This is a genomic window from Aminobacter sp. MSH1 (assembly GCF_003071665.1).
Classification (GTDB): domain Bacteria; phylum Pseudomonadota; class Alphaproteobacteria; order Rhizobiales; family Rhizobiaceae; genus Aminobacter; species Aminobacter niigataensis.
On the sequence record NZ_CP026265.1, the window covers coordinates 4637765 to 4658456 of the forward strand.

21 protein-coding genes are annotated in these 20692 nt (G+C 64.0%); 5 read left to right on the forward strand and 16 right to left on the reverse strand.

The window, feature by feature from the left end; translation table 11 throughout:
• Positions 1 to 215 precede the first annotated feature (215 nt).
• A complete protein-coding gene (locus tag CO731_RS22890; RefSeq protein ID WP_055978304.1) occupies positions 216 to 728 on the forward strand; it encodes an invasion associated locus B family protein in 513 nt (170 codons plus the stop codon).
• A gap of 33 nt (positions 729 to 761) precedes the next feature.
• Here the strand turns inward: CO731_RS22890 and CO731_RS22895 are convergent, their stop codons facing one another.
• Complete coding sequence (locus tag CO731_RS22895) at positions 762 to 1004, reverse strand: hypothetical protein (RefSeq protein ID WP_108608951.1); 243 nt, start codon at positions 1002 to 1004, stop codon at positions 762 to 764.
• Between the two features lie 91 nt (positions 1005 to 1095).
• A complete protein-coding gene (locus CO731_RS22900) occupies positions 1096 to 2601 on the reverse strand; it encodes a S8 family serine peptidase (RefSeq protein ID WP_108608952.1) in 1506 nt (501 codons plus the stop codon).
• A 200-nt stretch (positions 2602 to 2801) separates the two neighbouring features.
• On the opposite strand from CO731_RS22900, the gene tldD reads away from it, so the two are divergent.
• Positions 2802 to 4211 carry a metalloprotease TldD gene (tldD, locus tag CO731_RS22905; protein WP_108608953.1) on the forward strand — a complete coding sequence of 470 codons (1410 nt, stop codon included), beginning with the start codon at positions 2802 to 2804 and terminating at the stop codon, positions 4209 to 4211.
• Positions 4212 to 4241: 30 nt separating this feature from the next.
• Here the strand turns inward: tldD and CO731_RS22910 are convergent, their stop codons facing one another.
• From CO731_RS22910 to CO731_RS22945, 8 genes are all read right to left on the reverse strand, one after another.
• Positions 4242 to 5483: a class I SAM-dependent RNA methyltransferase gene (locus CO731_RS22910; RefSeq protein ID WP_108608954.1), complete on the reverse strand. Its 1242-nt coding sequence runs from the start codon at positions 5481 to 5483 to the stop codon at positions 4242 to 4244.
• Complete coding sequence (locus CO731_RS22915) at positions 5480 to 6244, reverse strand: TlyA family RNA methyltransferase (RefSeq protein ID WP_108608955.1); 765 nt, start codon at positions 6242 to 6244, stop codon at positions 5480 to 5482. The genes CO731_RS22910 and CO731_RS22915 overlap by 4 nt, the downstream gene beginning before the upstream one ends.
• A 45-nt stretch (positions 6245 to 6289) precedes the next feature.
• The gene (gene dxs / locus CO731_RS22920; RefSeq protein ID WP_108608956.1) at positions 6290 to 8203 is read right to left on the reverse strand and encodes a 1-deoxy-D-xylulose-5-phosphate synthase; all 1914 of its coding nucleotides are present in this window, start codon (positions 8201 to 8203) and stop codon (positions 6290 to 6292) included.
• Between the two features lie 104 nt (positions 8204 to 8307).
• Positions 8308 to 9228, reverse strand: coding sequence for a pirin family protein (locus CO731_RS22925; RefSeq protein ID WP_108608957.1), 921 nt, complete (start codon positions 9226 to 9228; stop codon positions 8308 to 8310).
• A 46-nt stretch (positions 9229 to 9274) separates the two neighbouring features.
• Positions 9275 to 9541: a DUF2277 domain-containing protein gene (locus tag CO731_RS22930; RefSeq protein WP_108608958.1), complete on the reverse strand. Its 267-nt coding sequence runs from the start codon at positions 9539 to 9541 to the stop codon at positions 9275 to 9277.
• An 85-nt stretch (positions 9542 to 9626) separates the two neighbouring features.
• Positions 9627 to 9878 carry an exodeoxyribonuclease VII small subunit gene (locus CO731_RS22935; protein ID WP_108608959.1) on the reverse strand — a complete coding sequence of 84 codons (252 nt, stop codon included), beginning with the start codon at positions 9876 to 9878 and terminating at the stop codon, positions 9627 to 9629.
• A gap of 3 nt (positions 9879 to 9881) precedes the next feature.
• Positions 9882 to 10808 carry a histone deacetylase family protein gene (locus tag CO731_RS22940; protein ID WP_108608960.1) on the reverse strand — a complete coding sequence of 309 codons (927 nt, stop codon included), beginning with the start codon at positions 10806 to 10808 and terminating at the stop codon, positions 9882 to 9884.
• Between the two features lie 115 nt (positions 10809 to 10923).
• Positions 10924 to 11535, reverse strand: a complete 612-nt coding sequence (locus CO731_RS22945; protein ID WP_245439488.1) for a TetR/AcrR family transcriptional regulator — start codon at positions 11533 to 11535, stop codon at positions 10924 to 10926.
• A gap of 153 nt (positions 11536 to 11688) precedes the next feature.
• On the opposite strand from CO731_RS22945, the gene CO731_RS22950 reads away from it, so the two are divergent.
• Together CO731_RS22950 and CO731_RS22955 are read left to right on the forward strand one after the other, a co-directional pair.
• Entirely contained in the window at positions 11689 to 12909 is a 1221-nt protein-coding gene (locus tag CO731_RS22950; RefSeq protein WP_108608961.1) for an MFS transporter, read from the forward strand.
• Between the two features lie 105 nt (positions 12910 to 13014).
• A complete protein-coding gene (locus tag CO731_RS22955) occupies positions 13015 to 14229 on the forward strand; it encodes an MFS transporter (protein ID WP_108608962.1) in 1215 nt (404 codons plus the stop codon).
• 47 nt (positions 14230 to 14276) lie between these two features.
• Here the strand turns inward: CO731_RS22955 and CO731_RS22960 are convergent, their stop codons facing one another.
• The 3 genes from CO731_RS22960 to aroC all read right to left on the reverse strand — a co-directional run bounded on the left by CO731_RS22960 (position 14277) and on the right by aroC (position 17628).
• A complete protein-coding gene (locus CO731_RS22960; protein ID WP_108608963.1) occupies positions 14277 to 15260 on the reverse strand; it encodes a hypothetical protein in 984 nt (327 codons plus the stop codon).
• Positions 15261 to 15339: 79 nt separating this feature from the next.
• Positions 15340 to 16437, reverse strand: a complete 1098-nt coding sequence (gene ribB / locus CO731_RS22965; RefSeq protein ID WP_108608964.1) for a 3,4-dihydroxy-2-butanone-4-phosphate synthase — start codon at positions 16435 to 16437, stop codon at positions 15340 to 15342.
• Between the two features lie 93 nt (positions 16438 to 16530).
• Positions 16531 to 17628 (reverse strand): chorismate synthase, encoded by a 1098-nt coding sequence (gene aroC / locus CO731_RS22970; RefSeq protein ID WP_108608965.1) that lies wholly within the window; start codon positions 17626 to 17628, stop codon positions 16531 to 16533.
• 281 nt (positions 17629 to 17909) lie between these two features.
• Here aroC and CO731_RS22975 point away from each other — a divergent pair, with 281 nt between their 5' ends.
• Positions 17910 to 18158, forward strand: coding sequence for a DUF1344 domain-containing protein (locus CO731_RS22975; protein ID WP_108608966.1), 249 nt, complete (start codon positions 17910 to 17912; stop codon positions 18156 to 18158).
• A gap of 19 nt (positions 18159 to 18177) precedes the next feature.
• Here the strand turns inward: CO731_RS22975 and CO731_RS22980 are convergent, their stop codons facing one another.
• The 3 genes from CO731_RS22980 to CO731_RS22990 form a co-directional block, all read right to left on the reverse strand.
• Positions 18178 to 18765, reverse strand: a complete 588-nt coding sequence (locus tag CO731_RS22980; protein ID WP_108608967.1) for a histidine phosphatase family protein — start codon at positions 18763 to 18765, stop codon at positions 18178 to 18180.
• Between the two features lie 19 nt (positions 18766 to 18784).
• A complete protein-coding gene (gene fabI, locus CO731_RS22985) occupies positions 18785 to 19603 on the reverse strand; it encodes an enoyl-ACP reductase FabI (RefSeq protein WP_108608968.1) in 819 nt (272 codons plus the stop codon).
• Between the two features lie 108 nt (positions 19604 to 19711).
• The gene (locus CO731_RS22990; RefSeq protein ID WP_108610010.1) at positions 19712 to 20653 is read right to left on the reverse strand and encodes a J domain-containing protein; all 942 of its coding nucleotides are present in this window, start codon (positions 20651 to 20653) and stop codon (positions 19712 to 19714) included.
• Positions 20654 to 20692: the final 39 nt, after the last annotated feature.

The following is a 20692-nucleotide window of genomic DNA, read 5'->3' on the forward strand; positions in this document are numbered from 1 at the left end:
TGGCGCTTGGGCCCGTTTGGCGCTAGTTGATGAATGCATCGAGGCGGGGCAGTCGTCCGCAGGGTGCTGACATGCGCTCAAAAGTCGTCGCAATTCGAGCAAAATTGAACTCGAATGTCTGGAAAACCTAAGATTGCGGGATGGCGAAGGCGCCCTCTTGTTATTTACTTGCTGCCGGCACGACCTAAATTGTCGTGATTCGCAATGGAGCCGTCATGAAGTCTGGGCTTTTGAAAACCTTGGCCAAGGTGTTGGTCGCCGCTGTCTGCCTGGCTCCCATGCAGGCCGGCGCGCAGCAGAGCGGCACGGTCAAGTCCACCCATGGCGCGTGGTCGATCATCTGCGACACGCCTGCGGGCGCCACCAACGAACAATGCGTGATGATGCAGAACGTCATCGCCGAAGACCGCCCCGAGATGGGGCTCTCGGTGGTCATCCTGCGCACCGCCGACAACAAGGCCGAAATCCTGCGCGTGCTCGCGCCGCTCGGCGTGCTCCTGCCCAACGGCCTTGGCCTCAACGTCGACCAGAAGGATATCGGCCGCGCCTATTTCGTGCGCTGCTTCCAGGACGGCTGCTATGCCGAAGTGATCCTCGACAAGCCGCTGCTCGACACGCTGAAGACCGGCAAGGCGGCCACCTTCATCGTCTTCCAGACGCCCGAGGAAGGCATCGGCATTCCTGTCGATCTCAACGGTTTCGGTGAAGGTTTCGCCGCGCTGCCTTGATCTCCCGCGGCACGACGCTGCAGAGCCAGCGCCTCAACGCGCCTTGAACGGCGAGATCGGCTCGATGAGCTGGGCTTCCGACATCGGTTCGACTTCGAAGCCGTGCCGGCCTGCATAGCTGCGCAGTGCCTCGGCTGCGGAAGGTTCCGAAACATCCACATCGATCATCGATCGCGACCGGGACGTCACCGAGATGCCGGGCAGGCTGTCGATCTCGCTCGCCACCTGCGCCGCATCCTTCGCAACCTTGCCAATGATCAAAACCAGCTTTTCCATGCGTCAGCACTCCAGCGCCACGATCAATCTCGCGTCGTTGCCTGAGGATATAGGGCGCCGCTCCGGCAGCGCAACCCGCGGACGCCGACAGTCAGATGATCATGCCGCCGCCCTCGCGGATTGCACCAAAGCCGTGCTTGCGCAGGCTTGCGAAGGCCAGTTGCCTCATGGCCTGATAACGCGCCCTGGTGGGCGGCATCGTCAGGACGGCAGGATTGGCCGACAATATCCGTGCAATCGCACCCGTCATTGCCGGACATGCCATCGACGTGCCGCTCATCGGCGCATATTGGTCGCCCGGCACGGTGGATACTACGCCTGCCCCCGGACCGATGAGATCTATTCTGGTGGGCGCATGCCCCTCATTGGAAAAGGTGGCGAAGAAGACGTCACGATCGGGGTCGCCGCGGTCGCTTGATACCGTCCAGCGGTCGTATGCGTTGGCAGGCAGGCCAGGTTCCCAGCCAAGTGCCGAAACCGCAATGGCATCCCGATGCCGGGCCGGAAACGCCACAAAGCGCCGAAAGTCGTTTCCAGCCGCGGCGACGACGAGAACGCCCTGCTCGGCGGCATCCTCTATTGCCTGCGACAGCACCCTGTCATCGTGGCTCGGACTGGCTTCCCGTTCGGCCTTCAGGCTGAGGTTGATGATATGGCATCCGTCGTCGACCGCCTGCTCGATCGCCCGGTGAATCTCGAAGTTCCTCGCGATACCCGTGGCTGGATCGTCGAACACCCTGTAGCTGCGAATACTTGCGCCCGGCGCCACGCCTGCGTACCCGTTTCCGCCATTGCCGGCGATGATGCCCGCGACATGAGTGCCGTGGCCGATCGACGAATCGTCATCCCCTTCCACGTTGGTGAGATGGTTGTGCGGCCCGACGCCGCTGTCCACGACCCCAACAACCACTCCTCTGCCGCTGCCCGCAGGTCCCGGTGGAAGAAGATGCCTCAGACTGTCGGCAGAGCCAGCCAGATCGATCGGATCGAGCATAATCACACTGCCTGAGACGAGGTCTGCCTTCCGCTGGAGATATCCCCAATGGCCAGCAAAGCCAGGCTCGATGGCAAGCATCGCGTCCATCACCGCTTTTGCCCGCAGACCGAATCGCACAATCCCGGCGCTGTCCGATACTGCCGTGAGTTGCTGGCTGCCGTTCTTCAGTCCCAATGTCGCAATCGCATTGCCGATGGGTTTGTCGGTACGGGCTGACTGCAGGGCGATGCTAAAGAATTCGGCGCCGGACGGACCGAGGCTTCCGGTCAGGCGAAGTCGACCGACACGAACATCAGCCACGGCCATCGTGTAGTTCACGACGGGATGGAATGTTCCACCCACTGCCGCTGGGGCTGGCCCCGCAATCGAGGTCCTGACCAGCGCGACCCCGCTTTGTGGAACGACCTCCAGAATCTCCAGGCCGCGGGTCATTACTTCTTCAGCCATGGGCCTGACCGCCACGGGCAGGGCGCCCCACGCCCCTCCGGCCGGCGCAGCCAGAAAATCCAACTCCGTATCGATGGCCACTACCGCCTGAAGCGTAGCCACCAACTGTTCGCCACTGGACCGATGATCCGGAATAAAAACATACTCTTCCATCTGCTCCCCCAATTCTGCCCGATCTGATTGAGTGCAGCGACCACAATACTCCTTTTGGTTGCTCTCATCAATTTATACACCTCTGGATTGTATTTCAAAAGCAGCGAATACGGCATCCCTCGCCTCTCCGACCAGGCTAACGATTGCGATGACGTCCAAGCCGCCCTACATCAGGTTCAAACCTCTCCGGGATCCTTGCCATGAACCTCGTCAGCCAGTTCGACATCACTGAAGACCGCGTGCGGAAGATCGTCGCCGAGACGATCGAAGGCGCCGACGACGGCGAATTGTTCCTCGAGTATCGCGAAGGTGAGGCGCTGATGTTCGACAATGGCCGGCTGAAGACGGCCAGCTTCAACACCGACCAGGGTTTCGGCCTGCGCGCGGTCGCCGGCGAAGCCAGCGGCTATGCCCATTCCAGCGAGTTGTCCGAAGCCGCCCTGCTGCGAGCCTCCGACGCGGTCTCGGCCGTCAAGGGCGGCTATTCCGGTACATTGGCTGCAGCGCCGGCCCGCACCAACCGTCATCTCTACGGCGAAGAGAACCCGATCTCCTCGCCCTCTTTCGAGGCCAAGGCCAAGCTGCTGCAGGAAATCGACGCCTGGCTGCGCGACAAGGACCCGCGCGTCCGCCAGGTGACGGCATCGCTCGCCTCGTCGTGGCAGCATGTCGAGATCCTGCGCGGCGACGGCCAGGTCGTGCGCGACATCCGTCCGCTGGTGCGCATGAACGTCGCCGTAGTGGTCGGCGATGGCGACCGCCAGGAAAGCGGCTCCTACGGCCTTGGCGGTCGCAAGAGCTTCGACGAGTTCCTGACCGACGAGAGCTGGAAGAACGCTGCGACCGAGGCCTTGCGCCAGGCGCTGGTCAATCTCGAGGCGATCCCCGCCCCTGCCGGCACCTTCGACATCGTGCTTTCTTCCGGCTGGCCGGGCGTCATGCTGCATGAAGCCGTCGGCCACGGCCTCGAAGGCGACTTCAACCGCAAGAAGACCTCGGCCTTCGCCGGCCTGTTGGGCCAGCAGGTCGCGGCCAAGGGCGTCACCGTCGTCGACGACGGCACCATTTCCGAACGCCGCGGTTCGATCACCGTCGACGACGAAGGCACACCGAGCGGCCGCAACGTGCTGATCGAGGACGGCAAGCTCGTCGGCTACATGCAGGACCGCCAGAACGCGCGGCTGATGGGCATGAACGCCACCGGCAACGGCCGCCGCGAATCCTACGCGCACCAGCCGATGCCGCGCATGACCAACACCTACATGACATCTGGCGACAAGACGCCGGAAGAGATCATCGCCTCGGTCAAGAACGGCATCTATGCCGTCTCCTTCGGCGGCGGCCAGGTCGACATCACCTCAGGCAAGTTCGTGTTCGGATGCACCGAGGCCTACATGATCGAGAACGGCAAGGTGACCCAGCCGATCAAGGGCGCCATGCTGATCGGCAACGGCCCCGACGCGATGCATCGGGTGACGATGGTCGGCAACGACATGAAGCTCGACACCGGCATCGGCATGTGCGGCAAGGCCGGACAGGGCGTGCCGGTCGGCGTCGGCCAGCCGCATCTCAGGATGAACCAGATGACCGTCGGCGGCACGCGCGTCTGACTATGACGAGGCGCTCGGCCACGAGCGCCTTCACCGCCGCTTCTTGGGCTTCTCCAGCAGCGCCACCGCCTCGACGTGGTGGGACCAGAGGAACTGGTCGATCGGCGTCACGCTCTTCAGCGCGTACCCGCCGTCGATGAGGATGCGTAGATCCCGCGCCAGTGTCGCCGGATTGCACGACACCGCAGCCACATAGGGCACGTCCGAACGGGCGATCTGCTTGCACTGATCCTCGGCGCCGGCGCGCGGCGGATCGAAGGCGATGCCGTCGAAGGCATTCAGTTCCTTGAAGGTCAGCGGGCGCCGATCGAGGTCACGGCGCTCTACCGTGACGCGCTTCAGTCCGGAGGCAAAACGGAAGCCCCTGTCGAGCGCGGCCAGCGCCGACGCATCGCCCTCGACGGCGTGAACCTCCGAATTTGTCGCCAGCTGCAGAGAAAACGTGCCGCTGCCGGAGAACAGGTCCGCGACCTTCTTGGCCTTGCGCAGATGGCCGATCACGAGCGACGCCATCGCCTGTTCGGCATCGGCTACCGCCTGGACGAAACCGCCGGTCGGCGGCGTCACCGTCGCCGTGCCGAACGTCAGCATCGGCTTGACCGGCTCGACGATGATCTCGCCGTCGATGGAAAGCCTTGCGATCTTCGACTTGATGACGAAATCGGTGGCCGCACGGCGGATCGCCTCGGTCGGCTTGCCGCAATCGCTGGCCGCCACGTCGAAACCGGTCTCCGTCGAGGTGACCAGGAACCTGAAAGGCTTCGACGTGTTGGCGATGATCCCGGCGAGATGACGCAGGATACCGGCCGCCTCGACGATACCAGGCAGGAGCACCGGACATTCCTCGATATCGACGAGGGTGTGGGAAAAAGCCTTGTTGTAGCCGAGATGAATGCCGGTCTCGGTGTTGCGGGCGGTAAAAGCGGCACGGCGGCGGCTGTGCGGCGGGCAGGCGACAAGATCGCCGACCGAAGCTTCGATGCCCCTCGCCTTCAACGCGTGCACCACCAGGCTACGTTTCCAGTCGCGATAGGCGCCATCTTCAAGATGCTGGATGGCGCAGCCGCCGCATTCGGTGAAATGGCGGCAGGCAGGTTCGACCCGTTGCGGCGAAGCCTCGATCACAGCTAGCAACTGTGCGCGATCCTTCTCGCGCGCGGCGGTCACCGTCTCGCCGGGCAGAGCGAAGGGGATGAAGATATGCCCGCCATTGGCATCGACGACGCCGTCGCCATGCGCGCCCAGCCGCGCAATCTCGAACCGTGCAGTCATCGATCTTTCACTCCAGCGAGCAGGTATTCGCGGTTGCCGTCACCGCCTTCGAGCGGCGACGGGCAGATGCCGAGCGCCCGCCAGCCCGGAATGGTATCGAGCCAAAGGCGCAGTTCCTCGGCAATCTTAGGCCCGTCGTCAGCATTCCTGAGCAGGCCGCCCTTACCGATCGCCTCGCGCCCGGCCTCGAACTGCGGCTTGACCAGGAAAACGCCCTTTGCGCCAGATGCAGCCAGTCCGAGTGCGTTGGGCAGAGTCAGCCGCAGCGAGATGAAACTCACATCCGAGACCAGAAAGTCCGGCAGACTTCCGCCGAGATCATCGCGCGCCAAGTTGCGGGCGTTGAGCCTTTCCAGGCAGGTCACACGCGGATCGGCCCGCAGCTTTTCGTCCATCTGACCGTGGCCGACGTCGATCGCCACGACATGGGTCGCACCGCGTTCCAAAAGCACCTGCGTGAAGCCGCCCGTCGAGGCACCGATGTCGAGCGCCTGCCGCTCTGCCGGGTCGAAGCCAAAATGATCGAGCCCGGCGATCAGCTTCAGTGCTGCGCGCGAGACATAGGTCTGCGCCGGGTCGTCGACCTTAATGGCAACGTCGCCCGCAACAGACTGGCCGGGCTTCTTCGCCGGCTGGCCATCGACGGTCACAGCCCCGCGCGCCACTGCATCGCGGGCACGCGATCGGCTGGCAAAGAAACCGCGGCTGACGAGCAATTCGTCGAGCCGCAGGCTGGCGTTGGCTTGCCTTGAGATTTCCATGGCTTTCAATGGCGAATGCGCGCCCGGAAGGCAAGCGCGCCCCGATCAGGCGCGCGCCGCTTGGGCAGACTTGCCGAGCGCTGCAAAGACGGCGCGCACGATGCCAGCCGAATCGAGACCAGCGTCGACATACATCTTGTCGGGGTTGGCGTGGTCGACGAAGCTGTCCGGCAACGTCAGCGGACGCACCTTGAGACCGTTGTCGAGCAGGCCGTTGCGGGCGAGGAAATCGAGCACCTGGCTGGAGAAGCCACCGACCGAGCCCTCCTCGACCATAACCAGCACCTCGTGCGAACGCGCCAGCCGGCGGATCAGATCCTCGTCGAGCGGCTTGGCAAAGCGCGCATCGGCAACCGTGGTGGACAGGCCGGCAGCGCCCAGTTCCTCGGCGGCGAGCAGGCAATCCTTGAGACGCGTGCCGAACGACAGCAGCGCCACCTTGGTGCCTTCCCTGACGATCCGGCCCTTGCCGATCTCCAGCACCTGCCCGCGCTCGGGCATGTCGACGCCGACACCGTTGCCGCGGGGATAGCGGAACGAGATCGGGCCCTCGTCAAACTCGGCCGCGGTGCGCACCATGTGGCGCAGCTCGGCCTCGTCGGCCGCCGCCATCACGACGAAATCGGGCAGCGACGCAAGATAGGCGGTGTCGAAGGCGCCGCAATGGGTCGGGCCGTCGGCGCCAACGAAACCGGCGCGATCGATCGGAAAGCGCACCGGCAGCTTCTGGATGGCAACGTCGTGCACAACCTGGTCATAGGCGCGTTGCAGGAAGGTCGAGTAGATCGCCACGAAGGGCCGCATGCCTTCGGTCGCGAGACCGGCCGCAAAGGTCACGGCGTGCTGCTCGGCGATGCCGACGTCGAAGGTGCGCGAGGGGAATGCCTCGCCGAACAGGTCGAGGCCGGTGCCCGACGGCATGGCCGCGGTGACGGCGACGATCCTGTCGTCCTCGCGTGCCTCCTGGACCAGGCTCTCGGCAAATACCTTGGTGTAGCTGGGCGCATTTGCCGGCGCCTTGGCCTGGGCGCCGGTGATGACGTCGAACTTGTTGACGCCGTGATACTTGTCTGCGGCAGCTTCCGCCGGGGCGTAGCCCTTGCCCTTCTGGGTCACGACGTGGATCAGCACGGGGCCGGTTCCGTTGTCGCGGACATTCTTCAGTACCGGGATCAGGTGCTCGAGATTATGTCCGTCGATCGGGCCGATATGGAAGAAGCCCATCTCCTCGAACAGCGTTCCGCCGGTGACGAAGCCGCGCGCGTGCTCGACGGCGCGGGTAATCGCGCGGTCGACGCGGCGGCCGAGATAAGAGGTCAGCTTCTTGCCGAGTTCGCGCACGCCGGCATAGGTGCGGCCGGAGGCAAGGCGCGCCAGATAGGCGCTCATCGCGCCCGCCGGCGGTGCGATCGACATGTCGTTGTCGTTGAGGATGACGATCAGCCGGGCGTCCAGCGCACCGGCGTTGTTCATCGCCTCATAGGCCATGCCAGCCGACATGGCGCCATCGCCGATGACGGCGATGACGTTGTTTCGGCCGCCGTTGAGGTCGCGCGCCACGGCCATGCCGAGTCCGGCCGAAATCGAGGTCGACGAGTGGGCCGCGCCAAAAGGATCGTATTCGCTCTCGGCTCGCTTGGTGAAACCGGAAAGCCCGTTTTCCTGCCGCAGCGTGCGGATGCGGTCGCGGCGGCCGGTCAGGATCTTGTGCGGATAGGCCTGGTGGCCGACGTCCCAGATGATGCGGTCGTCGGGCGTATCAAAGACGTAATGCAGCGCCACCGTGAGCTCGACGACGCCAAGACCGGCGCCGAGATGTCCGCCCGTCTGCGAGACAGCGTCGATCAGCTCGGCCCGCAGCTCGCTGGCCAGCTGCGGCAACTGTGCCTCGTCGAGCGCGCGCAGCTCGGACGGGAGCCGAACCTTGTCGAGAAGGGGAGTTTCAGGTTTTGCGTTCATCAAACAGCACTAACATCTATTAACCCTCGGCAGATACGTCCGCAGGCCCGGAAAGTAAATGCGTAGCGGTGACGCGGTCGGGTTTAGGCCGTAGGCGCCCGGCTCTAGCTTTCGGGCAGCGGGATGAATTCTTCCTCGTCACCGGGAACGATATCGAAGCGGCCGGTCTTCCATTCATTCTTGGCCTGCTCGATGCGCTCCTTCGACGACGAGACGAAGTTCCACCAGATGTAGCGCTTGGAACCGAGCGAGGCGCCGCCGAAGAGCATGAAATGCGCGCCGGTCTCGGACGAAACGACGATCTCGTCGCCCGGCTTGAACACCAGGAGCCGCTCGATCGGGAAGCGGTCGCCGAGGATGTCGATCTCGCCGCCAAGCGTGTAGATGGCGCGTTCCTCGGCATCGGCAGGAATCTTGATCCTGGCGCCGGGAGCGAGCGAGATATCGGCATAAAGCGTGTCGGAGGCCGCCCGCACCGGCGAGCGCAGTCCCTTGAAGTCGCCGATGATGAGCCTCCCGCGGACGCCGTCGGCGGCAAACTCCGGCAGATCGACGCTGGCAGTGTTTTCGAACAGCGGCGCCACCTCCTCCTTGCCATCGGGCAGCGCCAGCCAGGTCTGCAGGCCCGACACCGACATCGGCGCACCGCGCAGCTCCTCGGGCGTGCGCTCGGAGTGGACGATGCCGCGACCGGCGGTCATCAGGTTCACATCGCCGGGCGCGATCACCATTTCGGTGCCGAGCGAGTCCCGGTGCCTGATCTTGCCGTCAAAAAGGTAAGTCACGGTCGCAAGCCCGATATGCGGATGCGGGCGCACGTCCAGCGCATGACCGGCCCGCAGGATGGCAGGGCCCATGCGATCGAAGAAAATGAACGGCCCGACCAGCCGGCGCTTTGCCGTCGGCAGGGCCCGGCGGACCTCGAAGCCATCGATATCCTTGGCATTGGGCACGACCATCAGTTCAATCTGGTCGCAGGAAAAGGCGTCACCCGGGGTCGGGTCACTGGCTGGGAAGAAACTCATGACTGCATCCTAAGGGGTTAACGGAGCGCTGCTGTCACCACGTGTGTCAGGCAAATCTCAACGCCGAACGTGCCTTTGCCTTGGCGGCTTCTTCCTCGCGATTGCGCGGGTGCTGGTGCGTTTCCATCGCATGCAGCATTTCATGTGCGGCTTCCGCGATCGTGTCGACCGCGCGGTTGAAAGCCGCTTCGTTCTTCTTCGATGGATTGGTCGCACCGCTCAGCTTGCGGACGAACTGCAGCGCGGCGTCGCGGATCTCGTCATGCGTCGCCGGCGGGTCGAAATTGAACAATGTCTTGATGTTGCGGCACATCGCCTGCTCCCGGGTTTTCGTCAACCGTGTGGGTTCCCCATAACTGGGCGCAACGTGCCGCGAGGTCAAGTTATTCGGGAGCCGGTCACTCCGCGTCGAGCGGTTCCACGCCGACTGGCTTGCCGTCGCGCGAAAGCCTGATCTTCTCGACCTTATCCTCTGCCGCCTTGAGCAGGCGGTCGCAATGCGCCTTCAGCGCTTCGCCGCGCTCGTAGATCTTGATCGACTGGTCGAGCGGCACATCCCCGCGCTCGAGATCGTCGACGATCTTCTCCAGGGCGGCCAGCGCCTGCTCGAAGCTCATCGCCTTGATTTCGTCATTGAGCTCAGCGGCCATGGTTCATCCTTTCATGAGGCGGTTGACATGGGCGGCCACTGAAAAGGCCAGCCCGTGAAGGTCGTAGCCGCCTTCGAGCAGGCTGACGAGGCGATCGGACGAATGGCGCGCGGCGCGGTCCATCAGTTGCCCCGTCGCCCAGTCGAAATCGGCTTCGGTCAGGTTGATCTCGGCCAGCGGGTCGCGGTGATGCGCGTCGAAGCCGGCCGAAATGATGATCAGGTCGGGCGCAAAACTGTCGAGTGCCGGCAGCACGCGCGAGCGGAACGCCTCGCGGAAATGGTCGCTACCGGTGTCCGGTGACAGCGGCGCGTTGACGATATTGCCAGTGCCGGTCTCACTCTTGGCCCCAGTGCCGGGAAAAAGCGGCATCTGGTGGGTCGAGCAGTAGAGAACGCTCGGATCGTCCCAAAAGATGTCCTGGGTGCCATTGCCGTGGTGCACGTCCCAGTCGACGATCGCCACGCGCTCGGCGCCATGCTTTTTCTGGGCGTGGCGCGCGGCGATGGCCGCGTTGTTGAACAGGCAAAAGCCCATCGCCGTGGTTTTCTCGGCATGATGGCCGGGCGGACGCGAAGCGACGAAGACATTGTCGATCTTCTTGGAGAAGACGTCGTCGACCGCGGCGTTGGCCGCACCAATGGCCGTCAGCGCCGCCTGCCAGCTCTTCGGGCTCAGCACGGTGTCGCCATCGATCCGCGCCAGCCCCTCCTCCGGCACCTGACGTCGGACGCTGTCGACGAAGGATTCCGGATGCGCATAGAGAATCGTCTGCTCGTCGCCCTCCGGCGCTTCCGCGCGGTCGAGGGTCTCGAATGTCTCGTCTTCGAGTGCGCGCTCGATGGCGCGCAGCCTGTCGGGCCGTTCGGGGTGTCCGGCCGGGGTGAGGTGTTCGAGATAGATCGGGTGGGAATAGAGCCGAGTGGTCATCGCCTCACCTTATCAGCTATGGCTGGCCAGACCACGCGATAGCTGCCGAAGCCTGGGGAAAAATCGCGGCGTGATGCCGGTGTCGGCCAAGGGGCATATCCGGCCGGGTTGAAGATCAGGCAGCGGACTTGTTGTCCACCAGCAGCCCCTCCATGAGCGTGCGGAACGCCTTCACCGCTTTTGTCGACGTCGCGCCGGGGTCCTCGGAAATGGCGATCCACTGGGCAGCATAGAGCGAAGCGCCGCTGATCAGCCGCGCCATCGCCTCCGGGTCGATGTCGCGTATGACGCCCTCCTCTTTCAGCGCAACGAGGTTGCTCGTTATCGAAAGGATACAGGCGTTGGCGTTGGGCCATTGCGCCGGATCGCCAAGGACTGCCGGACCGTCGCGCAGGACGATACGCTGGATTTCCGGCTCCAGCGCCATTTCGACATAGGCGATGTTTTCGTCCACGAAACCCTGCCAGCGCGTCCTGGCCTTGGCCGAGATGGCGTTGAGCCGCAACGACATCTCACGGTCGATTTGGGCCACGACGGCTTCGAACAAGCCCTTCTTGTCGCCAAAGTGATGGTAGAGCGCGCCGCGCGTGAGACCGGCTTCGGCGGTGAAGTCGTCCATCGACGCGTTGGCATAGCCCACCGTTGCGAAGGCCCGGCGCGCGGCCGCAATCAGCTTGCCGCGCGTTTCGGCAATCATCTCGCTGCGGGACTTATGCGCAATCTTCATCGCTTCTTCCTGCCGGCCTCATTCACATACGTCATGTATATTTTTTTGACATACGACGCGTATGGTAATTGACATACGAAGCGTATGCAATTAGCTCTTTCACATACGCCACGTATGTAAGTGGCACGTCCTCGAATTTCCAGGAGTGCTCCGATGCACAATCCGTATGGTGAAATCTTCAGGGTCCCTGGGGCCAAGGGCTTCGCAGCGGCTGCCTTCATCGCCCGCCTGCCGATCGCCATGGCCCCTATCGGCATCGTCGCGATGCTGTCGCAGACGCGCGGCGAATACTGGCTGGCCGGTGCGGTCGCGGCCACCTTCGCCCTGACCAATGCTTTCGCCGCCCCGCAGATCTCGCGCCGAATCGACCGGCTCGGCCAGACTGCGGTGGCTCTCCCCACCACTGTCATCTCCGTCATCGCCTTTGCCGCATTGCTCGTTGCAACCCGCTATGACTGGCCAGCCTGGACGCTGTTCGTCTCGGCTTTCATCGCTGCGGCCATGCCAAGCGTGCCGGCCATGGTGCGGGCCCGCTGGACCGAGATCTTCCGCGACCGCCCCGAACTCAACACCGCCTTCGCCTTTGAATCGGTCGCCGACGAAATGGTCTACATTGCCGGTGCCTCGCTTTCCGTCGGCCTGAGCGTTGCCCTGTTCCCGGAAGCCGGCGTGCTGGCCAGCACGCTCTTCCTGGCGCTGGGCATGGCAGCCTTCATCCTGCAACGGTCGAGCGAGCCCAAGGTCAGGAAGCGGGAACTCGCGAACGGCAGCTCGGCGATCATGCTGCGCCCGGTCCAGATCATCACCCTGGCGCTCATTTTCGTTGGCTCGATCTTCGCCACAGCCGAGGTCAGCGCCGTGGCGATCACAAAGGAACTCGGCCAGCCGACTGCCGCCAGCCTCGTCATCGGCGTCTATGCAGCCGGTTCGCTCGTTGTCGGATTGATCGTCGGCGCGCTGAACCTCGAGGCACCGAAACAACGCCTGCTCGCCATCGCGATCGCCGTCGTCGCACTGACCACGCTGCCATTGTTGGTCGCCGACACGGTGCCGTTGCTCGCGCTTGCCATTTTCGTCAGCGGCGTGGCGATCTCGCCCACCTTCATCATGGCCTTCGGCCTGATCGAGCGGCGGGTGCCCGAGGCCATGCTGACCGAAGGCATCACCTGGGTGATGGCCGGCATCGGCATCGGCATGGCGCTAGGCGCCTTCGTGGCTGGCTGGGTCGTCGACAATTTCGGCGCGCAGAACGGCTTCTGGGTTTCCGTGGCCGCAGGCACGATCTCATTCGTAGTCGTCCTTCTCGGTCAGAAAGCACTCGCAGGCGAACACGAAGTAGAATTGCCGCGAGCTGCTCCACAAGCAGCGGAATGAGCCGACATTTTCTCAGGCAAGGCCTTTCGACTGCACCAACGAGTCGCCATATCAGGCGGCTCGACTGGCTTTGAAATCTCAGTTATCTCCGCCCCGGTGACATCAATGCGCAATCCATACTCAGAAATCTTCAAGGCGCCGGGCGCCAAGGCGTTCTCGGCCGCCGGCTTCGTTGCGCGCCTGCCGATGTCCATGGTCACGCTCGGCATCGTGACCATGCTGTCCGAAACCCATGGCGAATACTGGCTGGCCGGCGCTGTTGCCGCCGCCTTCGCCCTGTCGAGCGCCGTCGTCGCGCCGCAGGTCGCCAGGCTGATCGACCGCTACGGCCAGGTTCGCATGCTGCTGCCGAGCGCTGCCCTGGCGGTTGCTGCACTGTCCGGACTGATGCTCGCCACGCGCTATGGCGCGCCCAACTGGGTGCTGTTTGTCTTCGCGATTCTCGCAGGCGTCACGCCGATCATGGGCGCGATGGTGCGCGCGCGCTGGACCGAGATCTACCGCGACACGCCTCAACTCCACACGGCCTTCGCCTTCGAATCGATCGTGGACGAAGTCATCTTCATGGCCGGTCCCATCATCGCCATTGGCCTCAGCGTCGGCTTCTTCCCGGAGGCCGGTCCGCTCGTCGCGACCGTGTTGCTGGCTGTGGGCAGCCTGCTGTTCGCCGCCCAACGCTCGACCGAACCGCCTGTGCATGCGCAGGACCGCAGCGACGGCAAGTCGGTGATCCGGCTCGGCCCCGTCCAGATCCTTGTGCTGACGCTGATCGCCATCGGCGCCATCTTCGGCACCGCCGAAGTCACCGCAGTGGCCTTCGCCGAGGCCCAGGGTAACAAGGCGTCCGCCGGCTTTGCGTTGTCCGCCTATGCTGCCGGCTCGCTCATCGCCGGCCTCGTCTTCGGCACCCTGAAGCTCAAGATGCCGCTTGCCCGGCAGCTTTTGATCGCGATCGCACTCGCCGCCCTGACGACGCTGCCGCTTCTGGCCGTCAACAACGTCACGATGCTTTCGGTCGTTCTGTTCCTGGCAGGCGTTGCAGTGTCGCCGACCATCATCCTGTCGATGGCGCTGGTCGAGAAGATCGTGCCGTCAGCCAAACTCACCGAGGGCATGACCTGGGCCGTTACCGGCATCAGCATCGGCATGGCCGCAGGCTCGTCGGCCTCCGGCTGGCTCATCGACAACCTCGACCCCAGCAGCGGCTTCATGGTGTCGCTGATCGCAGGCTTTATCGCGCTCGTGATCACCTTCCTCGGTCAGCGGTCGCTGCGGCAATCGGTGCGCATTCCGCCGGCGCTGGCTCAGCCGGCGGAATAAGAAACGTGCGGTCCGCGCGGGCATTGGCCTGCGCGGGCCGGCCCCTTTCAGGTACTGCGCGGCGTGCCGTCCCAGCGCGACGCCTCGCCCGAACCGAAGGCCTTTTCCTTCAACTCGCGGAACTTCGACGACGTCTCCTCCAGCTTGCGGTCCCATTCAGGATTGGGCACCTGGCCCTCGATGACCCTGAAATAGACCTGCATCAGCGAGGCCACGGCGAATGGCTCGATCAGCGCGGACTTGAACGCCCAGGCAAAGACGATCGCCAGCACGAAGGCCCAGCCGCCAAGCTGGCCCGGCATGAAGTAGAGGATGGCACCTGCCGGCGCGAGCATGAACAGGAAGATCAGCAGCGACACGCCCCAGACGACGAGCGACAGCCAGACGGCGTTCTTGACCATGGTCTTGCCGTTCTGCGCATAGAGCACCACGCCCTGGCGCGCGCTCTGCCACGGCGAAGTGCTGCCGATGCGGATGTTGTAGCCGAGGATGATCTCGTCGACATAGGTCAGCGACATGCGGATGACGGTATTGATGAACCTGACCAGCCCGTCGAGACCCGGGATCGGCAAGAAGGCGGCGATGCCGCCGATCAGGCCGGTGATCGTGCGGATCACGCCCTTCACCAGCTGGTCGAGCACAAACAGGATGCTCGCCTCGCTGAAGCGCTCGTTGACGACCTCGCGGGCGTAGGCGATCTGGCCCTGGCCGCCGGGTATGTCGCGCCCGTCGATGAGATGGACCATCACGGCGATGTGGCCCGCCTTGACGATGTAGAGGATGTATTCGCGGATCCAGTAGACTGCGACCGACACCACGCCGAAGCCGGCGATGCCGCCCCACAGGGCGAACGAAACCGGCCCGTCAGGGTCGGTCGCGATATGGCCGACCCCGTAGCCCACGCCGGCGCCTGCCCCCATCGCCACGATGTAGGCGAGCGTGATGCCGAAATAGACGACCATGCGCAGCACGATGAACGGCCAGGTGCGCGCCATGATCGCCAGGCTCTGGCCTATGCTGAAATCCCACATACCCGACTCTCCCCAAAGAGATGGACAGGAGGATGCGCCGCAGCCGGCGGATGTCAATCACCCCTCAAAGGGGTGAAAATCAGCGGATTTCGGTCTTGGCGATGCGGATGCCAAAACCTTCGAGGCCGACATAGTGGCGTTCGCGCGAGGCAACCAGGTTGATCGAGGAGATGCCGAGATCCTTCAGGATCTGAGCCCCGAGGCCGATCTGGCGCCATTCGTCTTCACGATGGCGGGCCTCTTCATGATCCTCGCGTTCGGCCGAAGGCCGGTTGCGGCCGAGATTGGAAACGCCGACTGATCCTTCGCGCAGATAGACGATGACGCCACGCTTGCACTCGCCGAAGGTCTTCATGATGTCGCCGAGGCGGTTGCTGGTGCCGAACACGTCGGTCACCACGTCCTCGGTGTGCAGGCGCACCGGCACTTCCTCGCCGTCGCGGATGTCACCGAAGACGATCGCGAGGTGGTGCATGACGTCCCACGGCAGCGTGTAGGTGATGGCCTTGGCCGTGCCGGCTGGGGTCTCGATGTCGAAAGTATCGACGCGCTCGATCAGCGTCTCCTGGCGCTGGCGGTAGGCGATCAGATCGGCGACCGAAACCTGCTTGAGGCCATTCTTCTCGGCAAAGGAGGCAACCTGCGGGCCGCGCATGACGGTACCGTCGTCGTTCACCAGTTCGGAAATGACACCTACCGGCGGCAGGCCGGCGAGCTTGCACAGGTCGACGGCAGCCTCGGTATGGCCCGAGCGCATCAGGACGCCGCCTTCGCGGGCGATCAGCGGGAAGATGTGGCCCGGGCGGACGAAGTCGGAGCCGCCGACATTGCCGTTGGCGAGGTTGCGCACGGTCAGCGTGCGATCCTCGGCCGAGATGCCGGTCGTGGTGCCATGCTTGAAGTCGACGCTGACGGTGAACGCCGTCGTGTGCGCGGAATCATTGTCGGCGACCATCGGCGTCAGGTTGAGCCGTCTGGCATCTTCCTTCAGCATCGGCGTGCAGACGATGCCGGAGGTATGGCGGACGATGAACGCCATCTTCTCGGCCGTGCAATGGACGGCGGCGACAATCAGGTCGCCCTCGTTTTCGCGCCCGTCATCGTCCATGACGACCACGATCTCACCGCGCTCGAAGGCTCTCAGCGCTTCGACAACTTTCTTCTGATCGTATGGCATGTGTGCTCGCTTCGCTCGTTCTGGCGAATAGGAAATAGTGAGTAGCGAATAGAGGGAAACCGTACCATTCGCTACTAACTATTCGCTATTCGCTCATCTTCCCGTCTGTCCACGATGGCGCAGATAATGGTCTGCAATGGCGCAGGCGACCATCGCCTCGCCGATCGGTACGGCGCGGATGCCGACGCACGGATCGTGCCGGCCCTTGGTCATCACGTCGACGTCCTTGCCATCCTTGTCGATCGACTTGCGCGGCGTCAGGATCGACGAGGTCGGCTTGACGGCGAAACGTGCAATCACCGCCTGCCCCGTCGAGATGCCGCCCAGTATACCGCCGGCGTGGTTCGACAGGAATATCGGCTGGCCGTCATTGCCCATGCGCATCTCGTCGGCGTTCTCTTCGCCGGTGATGCGCGCGGCTTCGAAGCCGTTGCCGATCTCGACGCCCTTGACGGCGTTGATCGACATCAGGTTCGAGGCGATGTCCTGGTCTAACTTGCCGTAGATCGGCGCACCAAGCCCCGCAGGCACGCCCTCGGCGACGATCTCGATCACCGCGCCGACGGAGGAACCCGATTTGCGGATGCCGTCGAGATAGTCGGCGAAACCCTGGACCGAAGCCGCATCCGGGGTGAAGAACGGGTTCTCGGCGCTGCCGATGAAGTCCCAGTCCCAGTTGGCCCGGTCGATCGACTTCGTGCCCATCGACACCAGCGCGCCCCGCACGACCAGCCCCGGCACGACCTTGCGGGCGATAGCACCGGCGGCCACGCGTGCCGCCGTTTCGCGCGCCGACGAGCGTCCGCCGCCGCGATGGTCGCGCAGGCCATATTTGACGTCGTAGGTGTAGTCGGCGTGGCCCGGGCGATACTGCCGGGCAATCTCGCCATAATCCTTGGAGCGCTGGTCGACATTCTCGATCAGCATCGAGATCGGCGTGCCGGTCGAAATCAGTGTCTCGCCGTCCTCGTCAAGGATCACGCCCGACAGCACCTTGACCTCGTCGGGCTCGCGGCGCTGGGTGACGAAGCGAGACTGGCCCGGCTTGCGCTTGTCGAGTTCGTCCTGGATGTCCTTCAATGTGAATCGAATGCCGGGCGGGCAGCCGTCGACAACGCAGCCAAGCGCCGGCCCATGGCTCTCGCCCCAGGTGGTGACGCGAAACAGATGGCCGAAGGTGTTATGCGACATGCAAGAGCCCTTTCCGGGGGGTATGGGGCCTTCTAGCGCATGCCCCCGAAAAGTAAAATTCCTTTTCGGAAAGGACCGTGCGCCAACTCCCGGGAATGGCGGATCCTTGCGCCTCCGCAACGACGCATGGGGTGCAATTGCCTTTTTAGCGGTGGTCAAACCGTGATCGAAGACGATTTAGTTTTGACACATTCGGTTGGTTTCTGCTTCCCTCCGACCGCCCGTAAATCGTCGCCTTTCGGGGGAGAGGCGTGAAAGAACGTAAAAGAAAGAGGACGATAATGCGTACCCTTATTGGCGCTGTTGCCGCCGTTCTGATGATCACCGGTGCCGCGCTGGCCGCAGAGGCCGAAGGTCAGGTCAAGTCGGTCGACAAGGACAAGTCGGTCATCACGCTCGACAACGGCAAATCCTACAAGCTTCCGGGCGAGTTCGATGTCGACAACATCAAGCCCGGCATGGAAATCCTGCTGGCCTATGATGTGGTCGAGGGCGAGAACCTGATCACCGACATGGAACTGCCGCAGTAGGCACCGAAATATCCGGCCGCTAGATCCAGTCCAGGCGGCCGCCTTCCAGTTTCAGCACGCGGTCCTGGGGAACCTCCAGGGCCGCGGCTCTGTTTTTGGGCAGGTCTTCGACAAGGCGGAAGATGGCGCGGATGACGCCGCCGTGGGTGACGCATACCGTCGGCTGCACGACCTCCGCCAACCACGGGCGGATACGGGCGGTGAGCATCTCGTAGCTCTCCGCATCCTTGCCGGGCGGCACGAAATCCCACTTGTCGTGCAGGCGCGCCGTGCTGGCGCCGGGCTGGCGTTCATCGAGCTCGGGGAAGGTGAAGCCCTGCCAGTCGCCGAAGTTTACCTCGACCAGGCGGCTGTCGGTGCGATAGGCCGAGGGATCGAGCCCCATCGCCTTGCGCGCGCGCTCCATGGTCTCGCGGGTTCGCCGCATCGGGCTGGCCACGAAATCGAAAGCCTCCGGATCGGCAATGAGCTCAGCGAGCCGGCGGCCATTGCGGTCGGCCTGCTCCCGGCCGAGCGCATTGATGTCGGTGTCGGCCTGGCCCTGCAGGCGCTGCTCGGCGTTCCAGGGCGTCTGGCCGTGGCGCACGAAATAGGTGAGCGGGGTCATGTCAGGCTGATGCGGGATGTCAGTCCTTGACGGCCGCGATATCGGGTGCATCGACCGCCTTCATGCCGACGACATGATAGCCGGAATCGACGTGATGCACCTCGCCGGTGACGCCGCGCGACAGGTCGGACAGGAAATACAGGCCGGAATCGCCGACTTCCTCGATGGAGACGGTACGGCGCAGCGGGGCGTTGTACTCGTTCCACTTCAGAATGTAGCGGAAGTCGTCGATGCCCGAGGCAGCCAACGTCTTGATCGGGCCGGCGGAGATCGCGTTGACGCGGATCTTCTTCGGGCCGAGGTCGACTGCGAGATACTTCACGCTCGCCTCGAGCGCTGCCTTGGCGACGCCCATGACGTTGTAGTTGGGCATCACCTTCTCGGCGCCGTAATAGGTCATGGTCAGAAGCGAGCCGCCATCGGTCATCAGCTTCTCGGCGCGCTGGGCGACCGCCGTGAAGGAATAGACCGAGATATCCATGGTCTTCAGGAAGTTGCCATGGCTGGTGTCTACATAGCGGCCGGTGAGTTCGTCCTTATCGGAGAAGCCGATGGCGTGGACGACGAAGTCGAGCTTGCCCCACTTCTTCTCCAGCGTCTCGAAGCAGGCGTCGATGGTCGCCATGTCGGTGACATCGCAATGGCCGCAGACGAAGGCACCGATTTCGGCGGCCAGCGGCTCGACGCGCTTCTTCAGGGCGTCGCCCTGATAGGTGAAGGCGAGCTCGGCGCCCTGGTCGGCGCAGGCCTTGGCAATGCCCCAGGCGATCGATCTGTTGTTGGCGACGCCGAGAATAAGGCCGCGCTTGCCGGCCATCAGGCCCTGTCCACCCGCCATATGAGCGCTCTCCGATGCAAGAATTGTTTGGGAGAGCCTATCGCATAGGCAACTCATGCCTTCAAGCATTGATACGCCGATGGCCGGCGACGTCGCGCCGGCCGGCTGTCAGCCGTTGGACTTGCGCATCAGCTCTTCGAGCGCGGCATCGCCGCCCTCGGGCAGCATGACGCGAACATGGACATAGAGGTCGCCATGGCCGCCGGCCTTTTCGGGCAGACCACGCCCTTTGATGCGCAGGACCTTGTCCGAGCTCGACCAGGCCGGCACGTTGACGGCAAGCCGCCCGGCCGGTGTTTCCACCGCAAGCTTGGCGCCGAGCACGGCATCGCGCAGCGGCACCGGCAGGTCGGCATGAAGGTCCCTGCCCTCGACGCGATAGCGCGGATGGCGGCGGAACCTGATCTTGACGAGTGCATCGCCCGCGCCGCCAAGGCCCTGCTCGCCCTGGCCCTTGAGCCTGATGGTCTGGCCGTCCTCGACATACTCCGGCAGCTTGACGGCCATCTTGCGTCCGTCAGGAAACATCGCCGCCACCTTGGGCGCAGTCGCAGCTTCCTCGATGGTCACGTCGAGCGTGACATTGACGTCGGCACCGGGCTGAGCGCGCTGGCCGCCCCCCATGCCGGCGCCCGCACCTGCTCCCGGGCCGCGCTGGCTGAAGGAATCGCCGAAAATCTGGCTGAAGATGTCGCCGGCGTCGAAGGATGCGCCGCCGGGACCGCCGGAACGGAATTCGAAGCGCGAGCCGCCAGGCCCGGCCTGCTGACGGCGGAAGCCGCCGAACGGATCGCCACCCGCAGCACCTTCGAAGCCATGGAAGCGCTGCTTGCCATCGGCATCGATCTCGCCGCGGTCGAACGCGCCCTTCTTCTTCTCGTCGCCGAGAATCTCGTAGGCCTGGTTGGCGGCGGCAAAGCGTTCCTTCGCCTTGGGATCATCGGGATTCTGGTCCGGATGATGCTTCTTGGCGAGCTTGCGGTAGGCCGCTTTTATGTCCTTGGCCGAGGCGTTCTTGGCAACGCCCAGCACCTCATAGGGGTCGCGCATGCGCAGTTCCACAACAGAGAAAAAGGGTTGGTTCCCTCC